Here is a 19227-nt window from a genome sequence, read left to right on the forward strand (position 1 = left end):
TTAAAAATAGTTCAAAGTTTAGAATTAATTTTTCCAACTATTACTTAGTATCTCAAGCTTACCTTAAATAATTCTAAAAAAGTCAGCCTTAAAGGCTGACTTTTTTAATTAAAAACCTAAATTTTAGACTCAAAGATTTGAATTTAAGTAAAAATTCAAATTTTCGATTTACTTGCTTAAACTTAATTTTGTATTATATTCCTACTAACTCAATAATAGGAACTCACTTGTTATATGTTATCTTATAGTCCTTCAAACAACTTGCTTAAAGGTTCATCATCATAAATTCTATTTATAGCATCTGCTAAAAGTGGTGCTACTGATAATGCTTTAGTCTTTCTAAGATCTTTATCTTTTGGCAATGATATAGTGTTTAACATAACTAATTCTTCTATAGCTGAATCATTTATTCTTTCAAAAGCTGGTCCTGATAAAACACCATGAGTACAACAAGCGTATACATTCTTAGCTCCTAAATCTTTTAGTGCATTTGCTGCATTTGCTATAGTTCCAGCTGTATCAATCATGTCATCTATTAGTATGCATACCTTACCTTTAACTTCACCTATTATGTTCATAATTTCTGAAACATTAGCTTTTGGTCTTCTTTTATCTATTATAGCTATAGGTGCATGTAATTTTTCCGCAAAATTTCTTGCTCTTGTTACAGATCCTAAATCAGGTGATACTACAACCACGTCATCTCTATCCCCTAAACCTTTTTCTAAGAAGTACTTAGATAAAATTGGAGCTCCTAATAAATGATCCACTGGAATATTAAAATATCCTTGAATTTGTGCTGCATGTAAATCCATTGTTAAAACTCTATTTGCACCAGCTGATGTTAATATATCTGCAACCAACTTAGCTGTAATAGGGTCTCTTGATTTAGCTTTTCTGTCTTGTCTAGCATAACCATAGTAAGGAATAACTGCTGTTATTCTACCTGCAGAAGCTCTCTTGAAAGCATCTATCATTATTAATAACTCCATAAGGTTATTATTAACTGGACTACATGTTGATTGAACCACAAATACGTCAGCACCTCTAACAGTTTCTAAAATATTTACTGATATTTCTCCATCACTAAAAGTACCAACTTGAGCTTTTCCTACTGGAACTCCTAAAATTTTAGCTACTTCTTCGGCAAGTTCTGGATTAGAATTCCCAGTGAAAATCTTAATATTTCTTCCTTGACTTATCATTACAATGAAGACCTCCTTAAAATAATTACAAGTTTAAATTTAACCTTTGTTAATATATCAAAAGCTTACTTTTGACCTTTTCTTGAAACCCAACCTTCAATATTTGTTTGCTTAGCCCTAGCTATAGCAAGACTTCCATTTGGAACCTTTTTTGTAATAGTTGAACCAGCTGCAATATATGCATTATCTTCAACTTCTACTGGTGAAACTAGATTTGTATTACAACCTATGAAAGCATTATTTCCAACTATAGTTTTATATTTTTTCTTGCCATCATAATTTACAACAACTGTTCCACAACCAAAGTTACAGCCTGTTCCAACTTCGGCATCACCTATGTATGTTAAGTGAGATACTTTAGTATCATTGCCTATTGAAGCTTTTTTGATTTCAACGAAATCTCCAATTTTAACATTGTTTCCTATTGTAGATTCTGGTCTAATATAAGCAAATGGACCTACTGTAGTTTCATTTCCTACCGAACTATCAACTATAACAGAACTTTGTATTGAAACACTATTTCCTATTTTGCCATTTTCTATTCTTGAATTTGGATAAAGAATACAGTCTTCTCCTATTAAAGTATCTCCTTCAATAACATTATTAGGATATATTATAGTATCCTGACCTATTTCTACATCTATGCCTATATATGTAGATGCAGGATCTATTATAGTTACTCCATTATCCATATGTTTTTTATTAATTCTATCTCTTAATATTTTCTCAGCTACAGCTAATTCAGATCTTGAATTCACACCTATAGTTTCTTCAAACTCAGTAACCATAGCTCCTACTTTTTCTCCCTCGCTCTTAAGTATTCCTATAACGTCTGTTAAGTAATACTCGCCCTGCGCATTATCATTAGAAAGTTTATCTAATGCATTGACCAAGCTTTTTATATCAAAACAATACATTCCTGCATTTATTTCATTTACTTTTATCTCATGTTCATTACAATCTTTATGCTCAACTATTTTTTCTACACTATTATCTTTTCTTATTATTCTTCCATAACCTGTTGGATTTTCTATAATAGAAGTTAATAAAGTAGCCTTATTTGATTCTTTTATGTGAGTATCTACAAGATTAGCAACAGTTTCATTTTTTATTAGAGGAGCATCACCAGTAAATATTACCACTATCCCAGACTTGCCATTTAGAAAATCTTTTGCACATTTAACAGCATGGCCTGTTCCTAATTGTTCTGCTTGTAATGAATAACTAACTTTTTTCTCTGTTGTTCTTTCTTTTACAAGTTCAGCACCTTTACCAATTATAACATTAACATCGTTAATATCCGCTGCTCTCATAGTATCAATAACATGGTTTACCATTTCTTTTCCACAAACCTTATGTAAAACTTTAGGTAAATTTGATTTTATTCTTTTTCCTTGTCCCGCTGCTAATATTATAGCACATTTATTCATACTTTCACCTCATTATGATAAACATTTATTAAATGAGCTATACAATTTAATTTGCAATAGCCCATCATACATATACCTATTCTATTATATTTTATTAATTAATTTATTTCAATATTATATTAAATTTGATTATATTAAATTTGTGCAAAAAAATAAAAGGAAGGTTTACCTTCCTCTTATCTTTATTCTTGCACTTCTTGTAAAGGTTCAATATTTTTAACCTTTTCATATTCATCTAAAATAGCATTTTGTATTCTTTCTCTAGTATCAGTGTTTATTGGATGAGCTATGTCCTTAAATTCTCCATCAGGAGTTTTTCTACTTGGCATAGCAATAAATAATCCGTTTTGACCTTCTATAACCTTGATATCATGTACTACAAATTCATTATCAAAGGTAACTGATACTATAGCCTTCATTTTGCCCTCAGAAGCTATCTTTCTGATTCTAACGTCTGTGATTTGCACTTCACTACACCTCCAGTTGCTTAATGATAATATATTTCTATAAATAAGATTAAATTCCTCTTTTTTTCTTTAAATTTTTTGAAAATTTTTTATTCAAAGAATTTTGAAGGTTTCATTTCTACAGTTCCAAAATCATCTACACTATTTATTTCAACAACTGAAACATATTCTGTTACCATTTTCTTAGTCGATTCCTTATTATCTACTAATATTCCTATTCCTATAAGCTCAGAATCAAACTCATTTAAAAGATCAGTTATACCCTTAGCAGTTCCTCCGCCTTTCATAAAGTCATCAATAAAAATACATTTTGAGTGTGGCCTTAAAGATTTCTTAGATAAGGACATTTGTTGTATCCTACCAGAACTTCCTGATACATAATTAATATTAACAGTAGATCCTTCTGTTACCTTACTATCTCTTCTTACAGTAACTAATTGAACCCCTAAATTTTTTGCTACTTCATATGCTAATGGAACACCTTTTGTCTCTACAGTAACTACATAATCTACACCCTTATTTTGAAAGAATGAAGCTAATATAACACCTGCCCTGCTTATTATTTTAGGATTAAACATAATATCAGTAACATATATAAAATTTCCTGGCACAACTCTACTCTTATCACTTAGAAGTTCACAGAGATCACTCGCAAACTTCTTTTTTTCTTCTTCAGCCATTGCACTTATAAACTTTATACCACCAGCGGCTCCAGCTATGGTCTCTACACTTCCCATAGATAGCTTTTCTAATACCTCTCTAACAATTACAATATCTTCACTTATTGTAGATTTTGCTGCATTTAATAAATCCGAAAATGTATTTAAACCTATAACTTTATTGGGATTTTCTAATAATATCTTAGTAATGGCTACAACCCTACTATTTCTGCTTAATTTTTCCAAAAACAATCACCTACATCTCTTTATATTTTCCCGAACTTTAAGATAAAAAAAACTCTTATTATTCATATTTTATTCAATATTATACCCAATAGCAATAATTTTAACTAATATTTTCTTATTTTGTTGAAAGTTTTTTTCAATAATTTTATAATAATGTATACAAAAGTATGTATTGTTTAATTATTGTAGGAGGATAATTCTATGGAACTTATAACAAAATTAAATCCTAGCGATTTAAAACCAGGAATGATTTTAGCTAAAGACATTATTATAAATGGAATAAAATTATTAAATGGTGGCATCGAAATAACACCTGTATTAATAGAAAAACTCAAAACTAATTATCCATTAAATTACATATATATTTATGATGAAAATAATCCAGAAAATAAAAAACTTTTTGAAAATCGCAATTCAGTTAGATTAAAAAAGTCTCAAAAGAAATTCAAAGTACTCTCAACAGCTACTGAAAATATCTTTAAAAAGACCAAGGAAAACGATTTAATAGATATGATAGATGTTAGAAATATTTGTGATTCCATGTTAAAAGAATTAAATGATAGCGGTCCAGTTATCAAAAATATAATAGAAGGCCAGCAAATAGATGAATACCTATTTAGACACTCATTAAATGTTTCTTCACTTTCGGCTCTAATAGGCAAATGGCTTAAATTGGACAATCAGGATATTATTTTATTATCTTACTCTGGAATGCTTCATGATATAGGTAAATGTAAAATTCCAAGCAAGATTTTGAACAAACCTGGTGCATTTCTTCCAGAAGAACGAGCTATATGCAACACCCATGCTCAATATAGTTATGAGCTTGTTAAAAAGATTCCCTTCTTAGATAAATCGGTAGCTCTGGCTGTTCTTCTTCATCATGAAAGGGAAGATGGCTCAGGTTATCCACTTGGTATAAAATCAGATAAAATACCACTATTTGCAAAGATAGTTGCTATAGCAGATATTTTTGATGCTATGACTTCTAATAGAGTTTATAGAGGTAAATTATGTCCTTTGGATGTTCTTGATAGCATAAAATATGAGATATTTGGGAAATTGGATCCTGCTATAGCCTCACTTTTTATAAATAATATTCTAAACTATTATATAGGCGAAATAGTTCAATTAAACACAGGAGAACTTGGTAAAATAATAAAGATTGATATAAACAATATACCAAATCCTTGGATTGAAATGAACGGTAAGCTAATAGATCTGGCAAAAGAAAAAAATCTTATAATCCGAGATATATTATAAGGTTTTTATAGTGGCACAATTCACCCCATATATGTTATTCAACTCAAAAAGAGGAAAACAATTAGCTTTTTCTTTTTTCTTTGGTTCACAAAATCGATAAATTATCATAAAATAAGTTGTATATACTTATTTTGGCGTGTGTTTTTCACAAAAAATGTATATAATTAATAATAGTAAATTCAATCCCAAAATTAAAGGTTGAATTATTGAATCAATAGAGGAGTTGATATTTTGTCTTTCGATTTATTAAACGATAAGCATAAGAAAGTTCATTTTATAGGTATAGGTGGCGTAAGTATGAGCGGTCTAGCTGCAGTACTTTTAAATAACGGCTATAAGGTATCAGGTTCTGACTCTAAAGAATCAGAAATAACAGATAGACTTAAAGCTAAAGGCGCTGAAATATACATAGGTCATTCAGCTAACAACCTAAATAATGTAGATTTAGTTGTTTATACAGCAGCTATACCTTCAGATAATCCAGAAATAGTTAAAGCTACTTCTGACAATATAGCACTTATGGATAGAGCCGAATTCTTGGGTAGGATTATGAAAGGTCATAAATATAATGTAGCTGTAGCTGGTACTCATGGCAAAACTACTTGTACTTCTATGGTTTCTCATATAACATTAAGTGCTAACTTAGATCCAACTATATTAGTTGGTGGTGATTTAGACTTAATAAATGGTAACTTCAGGATAGGCAATAGTGAATACTTCGTTACTGAAGCTTGTGAATATAAAGCAAGTTTTTTAAAGTTTTATCCATATGTAGGAATGATTTTAAATATAGACGCTGATCATTTAGACTACTATAGAGATATAAATCATATACAAGAAACCTTTGAAAAATTTGTAGACCTTATACCTAATGATGGATATTTAGTTGGTAATGCTGATGATGTTAGAGTTTCTGAAATTATGAGCAAAGCAAAATGTAATGTTTTAAGCTATGGTATTGACAATGGTATTATAAGAGCTAAGAATATAACTTATGATAGAAGAGGTTGTGGTACTTTTGATGTTTATAGAGGAGAAGATAAACTTCTTTCCCTAAGCTTGAATGTACCAGGAAAGCATAATGTTTCAAATGCACTTTCAACTGTTTGTGTAGGTATTATATTTAATTTATCATATGATGCTATAATAGATGGTTTACAAGCTTTTAAAGGTGCTCATAAAAGATATGAATTTAAGGGCAACAAGAACGGTGTTGCTGTAGTAGATGATTATGCTCATCATCCAGTAGAAATTAAGGCTACTTTAAGTACAGCTAAAAAAACTGACCACAAAAACATTTATTGTATATTCCAACCTCACACTTACACAAGAACAAAAACATTATTTAACGAGTTCTCAGAAGCCTTCTATGACTGCGATGAACTTATCCTTATGGATATATATGCAGCTAGAGAAAAAGATACTGGTATAGTAAGTTCAGACGAACTTGGAGATGCTATAAGAAGTCATGGTGTTAAATGCACAAATGTCCATTCTCATGAAGAAGCTTTAAACTATGTCAAAACAAAAGTTAAAGACGGAGATCTTCTTCTTACAGTTGGTGCTGGTGATGTGGTTAAAGTTGGAGAAATGTTTTTAAAGTAAATTTAAAAGGGAGTGTCGCAAAATGATTAAATTTTAATCATGAGCGATGCCCCTTTTGGGTTTAAAGTAATAAATCTTAATTTTATTAGAACCTTTCCGTACCTTTCTCTTTTTTGGAATTTGTGATACCTATGCCTTATTGTTGTCACAAAATTGGCTTTTTTGATATGTCTTAAAACATTGAAATAACAAGACTAAACATTTTTTTATTATATTTTACTTTTTATATTCTATATCCTTTGAAAAAATCCATCTGTGCTCCTTAAATCTCCTACCTTTTATAGTAACTTTATTTTGCTTTACGGAAACATAAATTCCTTCATTATATGATGGTCTTGTAATTTTACCATTATTATCAATCACAAGACTGTATTGAACAGCCCCTGTGTGAACCATTGTATATGGATTATTTAATGATAGGTTAATCTTCTCCAAAGGAAGATGAGTATGTGAAGTAAATATTATTGCTTCTGGATATTTTGATAATATCTTTTTAACTTTTTCTCTTTGGTCACTACCATTCCACCCCTTTATACTATCATTTATATGCTGATGCAAGAAAATAAATATAGGCTTTCCTTTTTCATATTTCTCCTTAATAGTTTCTTCAAACCATTTAAGTTGCTCCTTTGATAAATATGCTTTTACTGATCCTAGCTCTTTAGTGTTTCCACTTTCAGAACCTAATGATATAAAATGATATCCCTCTATCCATTTATCATGATAAACTCTATCCTCACCTGAAAAATCAAGATATCTTTTTATAAACTCGTTAACATCATCTTGTGTATTTCTATCTTTTCTATAATCAAAAAATTCATGATTTCCTATATTTTTTATAATTGTCTTTGGTAACTTAGATTTATTAGCTTCTATAGCCTTATTCATAGAAACGTATTGTTCATCTAGCCCTTGACCAACTACATCTCCATTTAAAATTAATGCATCTTGTTTGTTATCTATATTATATAAATCATCCACAGCCTCATTAAAATTATTCACATCTTCATGCACATCACCTAATACACTAAAAGACAATCCAGAATCCTCATCCTTTTTAACATCAGCCTCTTTTATAACCTTAACAGAGGTAGCTTCTGCCTTTGCTTCATCCTTTTTAGATAAAGTTTTATTACAACCAATTAAAACTATACCCATAATTAAGATAAAAATCATGAACATTAACTTAAATGATACTTTTTTCATATGTACACTCCTTTCAATGGTTAATATAGAATTTAATAGTAGTATTTACTCTATATACGAATTCAATGTAAAAATAGTTAATATTTATTTTACAAAAAATTCTTAAAAAGTAAATTTAAATAGCAACTTTAAATTTACACTTATTTGATATAAAAACTCTATTTAAGATCTATTACTAAAAATTAATCCTAAATAGAGTTTATATACTAATCTTCATTTGAAATATATCTATAGAACTAAGATTTCTTTTTTAAATACTGTTTAATAAATATATTAGGTACATAAGCTGCAAGCTTTATCCATACAAAAAATATCTTTCCATATCTTGTAGTTTCATATTTTGCTCTTTTTAAATACCCCTTAACAGTCTTTAAGTTCAGGATACCTTTAACATCTGAAACTGTATCTTTATTTAATGTACCTAATATTTGATACATTATATGTTCTGGTATAAATTCTCTTTCTATAATATCAATTATTTCACTGTCTATATTATTCTCCCCTACAAATTTAACGACATCCTCAAACGCATCAATTACAGTTATATTTTTAAGTATATTAGGTGAATTTGTAAGTGAATTTTTTCTCTGATAATAATAGCTTAATTCTTTATCTATATAGGTTATCTTATTAGCTAATATTAGAGCTTTAAAAATGAAATTCAAATCTTCCGCACCATAAACATTTTCTAAATAATTCATCTTATTTTCTTGCAAAAAACCTCTACTATAAACTAAGCTAGAAGTCCATAAACTAAATTTATTGTCTTTATAAGCATATAAAATATCCATTCCTGAAATGTTTGAAAAATCTAAATTTACTTTTTTATTATTCATAACCTTATAGTCACTATTTACTCTATTATAATTAAATAAAACAACATCAAACTTTTCTTTTTTAATATTATTCTTTAAACAACTAATTAAATTCTCGCTTACAAAATCATCTGAATCTAGAAATAATATATATTCTCCACTAGCTTCTGTAATCCCAACATTTCTAGCTATACTTTGCCCCTTATTAGATTGCTTAGTTATCTTATATTTTAAATCAGTGTTTTCTAAATATCTAATAGCTGTTAAATAAGATTTATCTGTTGACCCATCATCTATTAATAAAATCTCAAAGTCTTTATCTTTTTGTTTATTAAGAGATTCTAAGCATTTAGTAACATAATCCTCTGTATTATACATAGGTATTATTATACTTAAAAATAAATTCGCTTTCATATATCCTCCTTAGTTAATCACGTTTTAACCTTATCATCTAATTGTCATAATTAATACATATATTATATACCCTGAACTACTTAAATTCTATTGATAAAAATCAACTTTCTAATATCCCCTAATATTATAAGCCCAAATTTTATCTTCTTTTTAGCAACAAAATTTCCACTATTTCTATATTTCAACATCCTATACCTAAAAAAATATAAGGCTGCTACATCAGAATAACTTGCCTCATGAATTAATCAATAAATCTAATTTAAAGTTATAAACTATATTACTAAATTAATAAAAAATATAAGGCGCTTGGTAAACTTGAAGCTTCCAATCGCCTGTTTTAGTTTGTGTTTTAAGTTATCCTTTACTAAAAAATAGTTTTTATGCAGACCCACTAATTAAGAAGCACATCTTTTATTATTGCTGGGATTTCTCTAATCCCACCATAAAGTTCTAAATACTTGTATCCGCTTACAAAAACACCTGAATAACTAGCTTTTATATTGTTCTTTTTTGCCAAAATAGAAGCTCTCCTAAGGTGAAACTCATTTGATACTATTAGCACATCATTAAAATCTTTCTCTTTAATTATTTTTGATGAAAACTTTAAATTTTCAGCTGTACTTGTAGATTTGTTTTCTTCTATTATCTTTTCTTTAGGTACTCCTTCTTCAATTAATATACGCTTCATAGCTTCTGCTTCAGAAATATCTTCTCCACTACCTTTTCCACCTGATACTATTATATATTCGCCATAGCCCTTTTTAAACAGCTCTGCTCCATGCCTTGTCCTCTCCATTAAGAAAGCACTTGGAACCTCACCCTTAACTCTACAACCTAAAATAAGTATTGCTGAACATTTCTTTTCGCTTGTAGTAATCGGAAGCATATAAATATAAACTTGAAAAGCCAATATAAATGCCACTAACCCTGTAACCAATCTAACTACCTTCTTTTTCATAGCTATCCTCCTACATAATACTTAATATTAATTGAAATTGTTACTATAATTATATACTTAAATAAAATTCAAAAAGTTAATAAATTTATTAATTTTTATATTGACACAATATTACATTAGTTGTAATATTGTACTATAACGGATTTTTAAAAAGGAGGTCGGCAAAATGTTAAACAGATTATTTGTAAATCAAAAAATTAATAATTCTTCAAATTTAAATAACAGTAGCCCATACTCCAAGATATTTTGTTATTAAATATCTAGCTTTTAATGCATATTACAGGTTGTGGGTTATTATTGCCACAACCTTTTTTTATTTTCTTAAAATATAAAAGGCCGTGGCTATCCACAGCCTTTTTTGCACTAAAAAACTACTTTTCTTAGCTTTAAAATAAAAAGGGGGTTTTAACTATTGAAAAGGATACTAAAATATTTATTAAAACACAAAGCACTTTTATTAATTCCAACACTGGCCATGCTAGTTATTATAGCAATAGATAGTGTTACACCTTATTTACAAAAAATGATAATTGATAATGTCATTATAGGTAAGGAAACCAATCTTTTAATGCCTATAATCCTAGGAATTTTAGGTATCACTCTAGCAAAAACAGTTTTGGGATATGTTAAAGAATATCTTTTTGATGTTCTTTCTGCTAAAGTTCATCAAGATATTAAAATTGAACTTTTTGAGCATATACAAAGCTTAGAATTTAAGTTTTTTGATAATATCAACACTGGAGAACTTATGTCTAGAATGAGTGAAGATATAGAGAATATTTGGCAAACTATTGCCTTCGGTCTTAGACTGTTTGTAGAAAACATTTTATACTTTGTTATAAGTTCAGTCATATTATTTTGTCTAAATTATAAATTGGCCTTAGCTTGTATTGTAGTTATGATACCAATTGGATATATGGCTATAAAGCTTGAAAAAAAATTCGGCGATTGTTATGGGGAGATAAGTGATCAAACTGCTGAAATTAATACGGCTGCACAAGAAAACATTGCAGGTGTTAGACTCGTAAAAGCTTTTGCAAGAGAAAAGCACGAAATATTAAAATTTCTTAAGTTTAATAGAACTTATTATGATTTAAATATGAAACAAGCTCAGACTATAGGCAAGTATTTTCCTCCAATGGAATTCCTAACTAATATTTCATTAGTTATTATGATAATCTTTGGTGGTTATCTTATTATTAAAGGCGAACTTACTCTAGGTACCCTAGTCGCATTCAGCACCTATATTTGGAGTTTAATTTGGCCTATGAGAATGCTTGGATGGCTTACAAATATTTTAGCTCAGAATCAAGCCTCCGCGAAAAAGATTTTTGAAATACTAGATAGAAAACCTGAAATTAAAAATTGCGAAGCCCCTATAATACCTGAAACTATAAATGGTGAGCTAGAATTTAAAAATGTTAACTTTAAATATAATGATGAGCTAATATTAAAAAATATAAATCTTCATATAAATCCTGGTAGTACAGTTGCAATAATGGGTACTACAGGTTCAGGTAAATCAACTATTCTAAATCTTATAGGAAGATACTATGATGTAGCTGATGGCGAGGTTTTAATTGATGGTATAAACGTTAAAAATTTAGACCTTAAGACCTTAAGGAGGAATATGTCTATTGTTCCTCAAGATACCTTCCTATTCTCAGATACAATAAAAAATAATGTTTTATTCAGTAATAAATCAGCTTCTACAGAAGAGTTATTATCAGCCTGTAAAGCATCTTGTGCTCTTTCATTTATTGAAGAATTACAAGATGGATTTGAAACTCAAATAGGGGAGAGAGGTATTGGACTTTCAGGTGGTCAAAAGCAACGTATAGCTATTGCTAGGGCATTAATAAGAAATGCTCCTATACTAATTCTTGATGATTCTACTTCTGCACTAGATATGGAAACTGAATATGAACTATTAAAGAATCTTAATAGTAGAAAAACAAATGCAACAACCTTTATAATTGCTCATAGAATTTCAGCTGTTAAGAATGCTGACATGATTCTTTATATTGAAGATGGCGAGATAAAAGAAAAGGGAACTCATTCAGAACTATTAGCTAAAAAAGGATTTTATTATGATATTTATTGTGAACAATTTAAAGACTTTGAAAAATCTATAAACGAGGAGGTGGTTTAATTGGCTAAGAATACAACAAAACAAGATGAAGAACAAATGATTAGAAGTAAAGGAGAGATAATCAAAAGGTTGCTCAGTTATCTAAAACCGTATAAGTTTAAAACAGTAATAGTATTAACTCTTCTTGTATTTGTTATGCTTTGTGGAGTATTAAATCCATACCTATTGAAAATAGCTATAGATAAATATGTTGATATAAAAACACCTAATGTTAACGGACTAATTTATATAGGTTTAATTCTAATTATCTTGAATCTTTTGTCTATGATAGCTTCTAAAGTTAGGTTAGTTATGATGTCTTCTATAACTAATAATATTTTAGTAAATATAAGGCATGAATTATACGCCCATATTCAAAAGCTTTCTTTTTCTTTCTTCGACAATAGACCTGTAGGTAAGATACTAGCAAGAGTTATGGGGGATGTAAATGCTCTACAAACTTTATTTACAAATAGCATAACCAGCTTAATACCTGAACTTTTAAGCCTTATATGTGTAACTATAATGATGTTTTTATTGAACTTTAAATTAGCCTTAACAACCATCATGTTACTGCCAGTTTTATGTATATCCATGTTCTATATAGAAACTCATTCTAGAGTAAGATGGGATGCTTATAGAAAAAAACGTTCTAATCTGCTTGGATTAGCACATGAGAACTTTTCTGGTATGAAAGTTATTCAAGCTTTTGCTACCGAAAAAGATAACTCTGAAGGCTTCAAAGAAACACTAAATGAACTTATAGATAAATTTGTTAAGGCAGTACGTCTTAATGATTTCTTTTGGCCTTTAGTAGAACTTTCCTGGGGTGTTGGTATAGTTATAGTTTATTATACTGGCTATACCTTGATAAACTCAGGAACTTTAACTGTAGGAACACTTATAGCATTTTCTATGTATATAGGTATGTTCTGGCGTCCAATAATGAATCTATCAAATTTCTATAATACTCTAATAACCAATTTTTCTGCAGCAGATAGAATTTTTGATATACTTGATATAGAGCCTGATATAATTAGTTTAGAAGATGCCCCTAAGATGCCCCAAATTAAAGGTAGTGTAGAATTTAAAAATGTTACTTTTAAATATGAAGAAGACAGTGGCATAGTTTTAAATAATGTTAGCTTTAAGATAAATCCTGGTGAAAATATAGCCTTAGTAGGTTCTACAGGTGCAGGTAAGACTACTATAATCTCACTTCTAAGTCGTTTTTATGACACTACCTCTGGAGAAATTCTTGTAGATGGTAAAAACATAAAAAATGTTGACTTAGAATCATACAGAAAGCAAATGGGTATAATGCTTCAGGATACCTTCTTATTCTCAACTACAATCATGGAAAATATAAGATATGGTAGATTAGATGCTAAAGATGAAGAGGTTATTGCTGCTGCAAAAGCTGTAAATGCATATGATTTTATAATAAAACTAGAAAAAGGCTTCCAAACAGAAGTTAATGAAAGAGGCTCTAGGTTATCATTAGGGCAAAGACAACTAATCTCATTTGCTAGAGCTCTTCTAGCAAATCCTAGAATATTAATTCTTGATGAGGCCACTTCAAATATAGATACTCAAACTGAACGTTTAGTACAAAAAGGAATAGAAAAACTTCTTCATGGAAGAACTTCATTTGTTATTGCTCATAGACTTTCAACCATAAGAGATTGTGATAAAATAATGGTTGTTGATGACGGTATGATTAAAGAAGCTGGTACTCATGATGAACTTCTTAAACTTAAAGGTATTTATTACAATCTTTATATGGCTCAGTACAATTTCCTTAACGAAGGTGCTTAAACAATAATTGATATAAGGAAACTCCTATTACCAAATCAAAGTATTTGAATAGGAACTTATAGTAAACAACCTAAAGTAAATAAACTTTTAAAAAAATAGTGTGGAAAATTTAATTTCCACACTATTTTTATATTATATTTCTTTAATTACATTTGTCATTAAGTTTATAAACTTTTCTCTAACCATTTCTGAAGTTTCCATAACTTCTTGGTGATTTAATGGTTGTTCAAGTATACCTGCTGCCATGTTAGTCATACAAGAAATACCTAGAACTTTCATTCCACTGTGATTTGCCACTATAACTTCTGGAACTGTTGACATACCAACAGCATCTGCACCCATAACTCTAGCCATTCTTACTTCTGCTGGTGTTTCATAAGTAGGGCCTGTGAACATAGCATACACCCCATCTTTTAAATCTATTCCTAATCCATTAGCGATTTCTCTAACTTTAGCTCTTAATTCTTTGTTATAAGCTTCTGACATATCAGGGAATCTAGTTCCAAAATCACTTAGGTTTCCACCTATTAACGGATTTGTACCTGAGAAATTAATGTGATCACTTATAAGAACTAAATCTCCTGGTTTGTATGATGTATTAACAGCACCAGCTGCATTTGTAACTATTACTTTTTCGACACCTATAAGCTTCATAACTCTAATTGGGAAAGTTACTTGACTCATATTATAGCCTTCATAGAAGTGGAATCTTCCTTGCATAGCTACAACTTCTTTACCTTGAAATTTCCCTATAACTAATCTTCCAGCATGACCTTCAACTGTTGATACTGGGAAGTTTGGTAATTCATTATATGAATAATACTCTGCATCTTCGATTTGATCCGCTATAGCACCTAATCCGGAACCTAATATAAGTCCTATTTGTGGCTTGTATTTTGACTTTGATAATATAAAATCTGCTGCTTCTTTAATTTTGTTCATTAATTCCATTATCTTCACCTCATAAATTATTTGAAATCCTCCAGTGTAATAATATTTATAATTACACTGGAATTTTATCTATATTGTTTTTATATTTTATTTTTGTATTTCTTTTAAGAAGCTTTCTCCATTTATAATTGGCTCTGCTCCAAAAATTTCACATATTGTTTGACCTATAGTATAGAAACCATTTTTAATACCCATATTAACATTTTCTCTCAATGCTTTTCCATAAGCTAAGAAAGGTACATATTCTCTAGTGTGATCAGTTCCTGGGAAAGTTGGATCACAACCATGGTCAGCTGTTATGAATAATACATCTGTGTCATTCATATTAGCTAGTATTTCTGGCATTCTAGCATCAAACTCTTCTAATCCTCTACCATAAGACTTAGGATCATTTCTATGTCCCCATTTCATATCAAAGTCAACAAGATTTGTGAAAATAATACCATCTTTATTTTGTTTCATATAATCTATAGTCTTATCTACACCGTCCATATTATCCTTTGTATGAACTGCATCTGTTACACCTTCACCTGAAAATAAGTCTTCTATTTTTCCTACTGCCATTACACTTAAACCTTTAGATTTTAAATTATCTAAAGCTGTTTTATGTGGTGGAAGCAATGCATAATCTCTTCTATTTGGAGTTCTTGTAAAGTTTCCTGGTGTTCCTATAAATGGTCTAGCTATAACACGAGCCACAGCATGTTCTCCAGTTAACATTTCACGAGCCATTTCACAATATCTATGAAGTTCTTTTACAGGAACTACTTCTTCATGAGCAGCTATTTGGAAAACGCTATCTGCTGAAGTATAAACTATTAAAGCTCCTGTTTCCATTTGTTCCTTACCTAGTTCATCTAAAATTTCTGTTCCTGACGCTGGTTTATTTCCTATAACTTTTCTTCCAGTTAATTCTTCAAATTTATTTATTACATCAGCTGGAAATCCGTTTGGATAGGTTGGAAAGCCAACTTCTGATTTTATGCCAACCATTTCCCAATGTCCTGTTACTGTATCTTTACCATTTGAAGCTTCATGAAGCTTTCCATAACATCCAGTTGGGTTTTCTACCTTATTTAACCCTATCATTCCATCTATATTTCCAAGACCTATAGCCTCCATATTAGGAATATTAAGTCCATTATTAAAGGCTGCTACATGCGCTATTGTATTACACCCTTTATCTCCATACTTATCTGCATCTGGTAATTCTCCCATACCAACTGAATCTAAAACTATCCATATAACTCTTTTAATCATAATATCACCTCATATTTTAAATTCTTAAATTATATTATATTAATAAATATTACACTTTTTAAATTATTTTTGAAAGCGCTTACCGTTAATTTTATAAAACAAATGAGTTACCTCATTTATTTTAATATACTTTTTTCTTTTATAAACACTTCAGAACCTTTAAGTCTCAACTCAGGAGTCAATGTAATATTTTTGATTTCACTATTTTCTTTATCATTTATACTATCTACTAATAAGCCCATTCCTATTCTTCCAAGCTCTAAAGAAGGACCTTCAACATGACTTAAATTCATTCCTAAAAAGTTTAAAACATCTATTTTATCAAAGCTCATTAATGATATATCATCTGGAAAACTCATATTCATCTCATTAAGCGCTTTTAAACAACCTAATGTCATAAAATTATTACATACAAACAAAGCAGTTGGTTTATTTTCCTTTTTTAATAATTGTTTAGTTAAATTATAACCACTTTCTATACTATAATCTCCATATAAAATAAATTCTTTATTTATTTTAATATTATTCATCATTAAAGCTTTTTCATAACCTAAAAGTCTATCTTTTGCAGGTTTGGAATTCATTCTACCAGTTATTATTCCAATATCTTTATGCCCTTCTTTAATTAAAGCTTCTATTGCATCATACGTTCCTGTTAGATTATCAACAAATACACCACTAAAAGTAGAATATTTTAAATGTCCATCTACAAGAACAACTGGTATTCCTAAATTATTTAAAGCTTTAAGATATTCACTATTTATGTCATTTTCCACAGAGGTTGGACTAATTATAAGACCTCTAATTCTTTGTTCTCTTAAAGTTTTAATGGCTTTTAATTCTTTGTCCATATCTTCATTGGAATCACATAATATAATATTAAGATTATTAGCTTCTGCAACTTCACTGATCCCTTTTATTATTTCTCCAAAAAATGGATTTGTTATGTCAGGAACTACAATTCCTATAGTTGATGTTACATTTTTAGATAAACTTCTAGCTATCGCACTAGGAGTATAATTAAATCTTTCAATAGCCTCTTCAACTCTTTTTCTTGTTTCATCTTTAACATATCCTGAATCATTTAAAACTCTAGATACAGTTGCAAGTGAAACATTTGCTTCTTTTGCAATGTCATTAATTGTAATAGACATAATAAACCTCCTTTTTGTAAGTTTGAATAATTTTGATAACGCTTTCACTGTTAATTAATCTTTAGTTACAAAAACTTTCTTAATACTATTGTATAGCTTTTCATTTCTTTTTTCAATGGTAAATTTATTATTATTTGCACTTTTTTTTTGTTTATTCATTTGTTTTATAAAATGCAACAAATTTTTCTAGATAAAATTTTTATTATTATCTTTTCAGAGTAAAATTTTTAATAAAAATCGACATCTTTCAACCAGTTTTTTACAATTAAAACTCGAAACATAAAGTAAAACAGGCTATTGGTAATTTTACCAATAGCCTTATGTTTTTTCATTAATTTTATAATATAATTTGTAGTTTTAAATTAAAATTATTAATTAATTTATGATTAAAATTATTTGGATAAATACACTTTATCTTTTATAATATTATTAATTCTTTTGGATAACTATTTAAAATTTCGCAACCATCTTCAGTTACCATAACTAAATCTTCTATTCTAACTCCAACTTCGCCTTGAAGATATATTCCTGGCTCTATTGAAAATATCATACCTGGTTTAACCGTATCAGTATTTGCCGCACTTACATCACCAAAATCATGAACTTCTATACCTATACTATGACCTGTTCTATGAGTAAAGTATTTGCCATATCCATAACCTTCTATAACATCTCTTGCTGCTTTATCTATATCACAGAATCTAACTCCTGGTTTAACTACTGATATAGCTTTAAGATTTGCTTCTAAAACAGCATTATACACTTCTTTAGCTTTTTCAGATGGTTCTCCAAAAAATACTGTTCTAGTCATATCTGAACAATAATCATTTTTTCTACATCCAATATCTATTATAACTCCCTCGCCTTTTTTTAGACGTGAATTATCTGTATCATGATGTGGATCTGCACCATTTGCTCCATAAGCTATTATAGGTGAGAACGAAAAACCTTGAGTTCCTTCTTTTTCATAAAGATCACCAAGTATTGTGCACATTTGTTTTTCTGTTTTTTCTAAAGAAACATGTTTTATTATTTCAGCCATAACTTTATCATTTACCTTAGATGCATCTCTCATTAATTCTTTTTCTTCTTCATCTTTAATACTTCTTATTTCATCTATTATTGATGAACCATTAACATATCCAGAAGCACCTTTTCTATCCATTAATCTTATAAGAAAATGAGCTGCCCAGTTCTTGTCTATTCCTAAGACTTGAGTTTTATCTGTAAATGTTGCTAATATCTCTACAGGATCATTTACATCTTTATACCAAACTAAATCAACACCTAAATCTTCATTTACTGGAAATAACTCGTTTATTACAAGTTTTTTATCACCTTTTGTATTTATATATAAGGCTACCATTCTTTCTCCAGCCTCTATCCATTTTCCTGTTAAATAAAAAATAGCCGCTGGTGATGAGATCACCATCTGTGGTATATCGCAAGATTCCATCTTTTCTAATACTCTTTTTAATCTTAAATTCTTCATTATGTACCCTCCTTAGAATTCTTTTCATAATTATATCATAATTTCTATTTATAATTCATAGCTATATTGATAAAAATATTAATAAATCTTTAAAAAATTTTCATAACCTCTTTATTCCTCTATTTAGGTGTTATAATATTTTTGTTATTATTT

Annotated in this window: 15 protein-coding genes; 4 read left to right on the plus strand and 11 right to left on the minus strand. The window is 29.1% G+C overall.

What is annotated here, in order from left to right; all coding sequences use genetic code 11:
- Positions 1-242: 242 nt before the first annotated feature.
- From BUB01_RS15125 to purR, 4 genes are all read right to left on the minus strand, one after another.
- Positions 243-1205, minus strand: coding sequence for a ribose-phosphate diphosphokinase (locus BUB01_RS15125; RefSeq protein WP_072989682.1), 963 nt, complete (start codon positions 1203-1205; stop codon positions 243-245).
- Positions 1206-1270: 65 nt separating this feature from the next.
- On the minus strand, positions 1271-2635 hold the full coding sequence (gene glmU / locus BUB01_RS15130; protein ID WP_072989685.1) for a bifunctional UDP-N-acetylglucosamine diphosphorylase/glucosamine-1-phosphate N-acetyltransferase GlmU: 1365 nt from the start codon (positions 2633-2635) through the stop codon (positions 1271-1273).
- A gap of 182 nt (positions 2636-2817) precedes the next feature.
- The gene (gene spoVG / locus BUB01_RS15135; RefSeq protein ID WP_072989689.1) at positions 2818-3102 is read right to left on the minus strand and encodes a septation regulator SpoVG; all 285 of its coding nucleotides are present in this window, start codon (positions 3100-3102) and stop codon (positions 2818-2820) included.
- 89 nt (positions 3103-3191) lie between these two features.
- Complete coding sequence (purR, locus tag BUB01_RS15140) at positions 3192-4007, minus strand: pur operon repressor (protein WP_072989693.1); 816 nt, start codon at positions 4005-4007, stop codon at positions 3192-3194.
- Between the two features lie 201 nt (positions 4008-4208).
- Between purR and BUB01_RS15145 the strand changes: the two genes are divergently transcribed.
- Both BUB01_RS15145 and murC read left to right on the plus strand, forming a co-directional pair.
- Positions 4209-5270, plus strand: a complete 1062-nt coding sequence (locus tag BUB01_RS15145; RefSeq protein ID WP_072989696.1) for an HD-GYP domain-containing protein — start codon at positions 4209-4211, stop codon at positions 5268-5270.
- A gap of 231 nt (positions 5271-5501) precedes the next feature.
- Entirely contained in the window at positions 5502-6875 is a 1374-nt protein-coding gene (murC, locus tag BUB01_RS15150; RefSeq protein WP_072989700.1) for a UDP-N-acetylmuramate--L-alanine ligase, read from the plus strand.
- A gap of 216 nt (positions 6876-7091) precedes the next feature.
- Here the strand turns inward: murC and BUB01_RS15155 are convergent, their stop codons facing one another.
- The 3 genes from BUB01_RS15155 to BUB01_RS15165 all read right to left on the minus strand — a co-directional run bounded on the left by BUB01_RS15155 (position 7092) and on the right by BUB01_RS15165 (position 10268).
- Complete coding sequence (locus BUB01_RS15155; protein WP_072989703.1) at positions 7092-8081, minus strand: metallophosphoesterase family protein; 990 nt, start codon at positions 8079-8081, stop codon at positions 7092-7094.
- A 236-nt stretch (positions 8082-8317) separates the two neighbouring features.
- Positions 8318-9310, minus strand: coding sequence for a glycosyltransferase family 2 protein (locus BUB01_RS15160; RefSeq protein ID WP_072989706.1), 993 nt, complete (start codon positions 9308-9310; stop codon positions 8318-8320).
- Between the two features lie 391 nt (positions 9311-9701).
- A complete protein-coding gene (locus tag BUB01_RS15165; protein ID WP_072989710.1) occupies positions 9702-10268 on the minus strand; it encodes a YdcF family protein in 567 nt (188 codons plus the stop codon).
- A gap of 412 nt (positions 10269-10680) precedes the next feature.
- Here BUB01_RS15165 and BUB01_RS15170 point away from each other — a divergent pair, with 412 nt between their 5' ends.
- Together BUB01_RS15170 and BUB01_RS15175 are read left to right on the plus strand one after the other, a co-directional pair.
- Positions 10681-12420 carry an ABC transporter ATP-binding protein gene (locus BUB01_RS15170; protein WP_072989713.1) on the plus strand — a complete coding sequence of 580 codons (1740 nt, stop codon included), beginning with the start codon at positions 10681-10683 and terminating at the stop codon, positions 12418-12420.
- 36 nt (positions 12421-12456) lie between these two features.
- Positions 12457-14217, plus strand: coding sequence for an ABC transporter ATP-binding protein (locus tag BUB01_RS15175; RefSeq protein WP_200802887.1), 1761 nt, complete (start codon positions 12457-12459; stop codon positions 14215-14217).
- A gap of 132 nt (positions 14218-14349) precedes the next feature.
- Here the strand turns inward: BUB01_RS15175 and BUB01_RS15180 are convergent, their stop codons facing one another.
- The 4 genes from BUB01_RS15180 to BUB01_RS15195 form a co-directional block, all read right to left on the minus strand.
- A complete protein-coding gene (locus BUB01_RS15180) occupies positions 14350-15168 on the minus strand; it encodes a purine-nucleoside phosphorylase (RefSeq protein WP_072989719.1) in 819 nt (272 codons plus the stop codon).
- An 87-nt stretch (positions 15169-15255) separates the two neighbouring features.
- On the minus strand, positions 15256-16428 hold the full coding sequence (locus BUB01_RS15185) for a phosphopentomutase (protein ID WP_072989722.1): 1173 nt from the start codon (positions 16426-16428) through the stop codon (positions 15256-15258).
- Between the two features lie 116 nt (positions 16429-16544).
- Positions 16545-17582, minus strand: a complete 1038-nt coding sequence (locus BUB01_RS15190; RefSeq protein ID WP_072989725.1) for a LacI family DNA-binding transcriptional regulator — start codon at positions 17580-17582, stop codon at positions 16545-16547.
- Between the two features lie 418 nt (positions 17583-18000).
- On the minus strand, positions 18001-19074 hold the full coding sequence (locus BUB01_RS15195) for a M24 family metallopeptidase (protein ID WP_072989728.1): 1074 nt from the start codon (positions 19072-19074) through the stop codon (positions 18001-18003).
- Positions 19075-19227 lie beyond the last annotated feature (153 nt).

This window comes from Clostridium cavendishii DSM 21758 (assembly GCF_900141845.1).
In the GTDB taxonomy this organism is placed as follows: Bacteria; Bacillota; Clostridia; order Clostridiales; family Clostridiaceae; genus Clostridium_AG; species Clostridium_AG cavendishii.